Source organism: Moritella dasanensis ArB 0140 (genome assembly GCF_000276805.1).
GTDB lineage: Bacteria > Pseudomonadota > Gammaproteobacteria > Enterobacterales > Moritellaceae > Moritella > Moritella dasanensis.
In genome coordinates, this window is record NZ_AKXQ01000060.1 from 1 (window position 1) to 552 (window position 552).

Here is a 552-nt window from a genome sequence, read left to right on the forward strand (position 1 = left end):
CAACCGCAGCACAGGCGGCGCTCGACTCAGCAAAAGCCGCGCAAAGTACCGCGGCGACAGGCGTGACAGAGGCCGATACTGCGCTGACTAATGCCAATGCAGAATTAACCGATGCAAACGCCACGTTAGAGGTTGCCACTAACTTAGATGCGGCCATTGAAGTCGCAACGGATGCCGTTGTTGCTGAAGATGTGACAACCGCACTGCAAGCCGCCACCAATGCTGCAACAGCACAAGGTGAAGCCGCGACCGCCGCGACTGAAACCACCGATGCGCAAGCAACTGCGGATGCCAAAGAGACCGCAACGGATACACTGATCAACGCCGCAACAACGGCTCAAACGGCCATCGATAGTGCCGATACAACGGCAGCCAACCAAACGTTGACCGCTGCAGAAGCCGCCGGCCAAGCCGCCGTGGATTCCGCAACAGAATATAAAGAAAATGCAACCGCACTTGTTGCGCAAGCAGAAGACGCCGTGACACAAGCGGGTGAAGCTAAAACATTAGCAGATACCGCCGTTGTGGAAGCGCAGGATGCGCTGAACTCTT

The 552-nt window shown here is 56.5% G+C and carries 1 protein-coding gene; it reads left to right on the forward strand.

The annotated features are described in order from the left end of the window. Positions 1–552: hypothetical protein (locus A923_RS22445; RefSeq protein WP_017223809.1), on the forward strand; the 552-nt coding region annotated here is incomplete at both ends.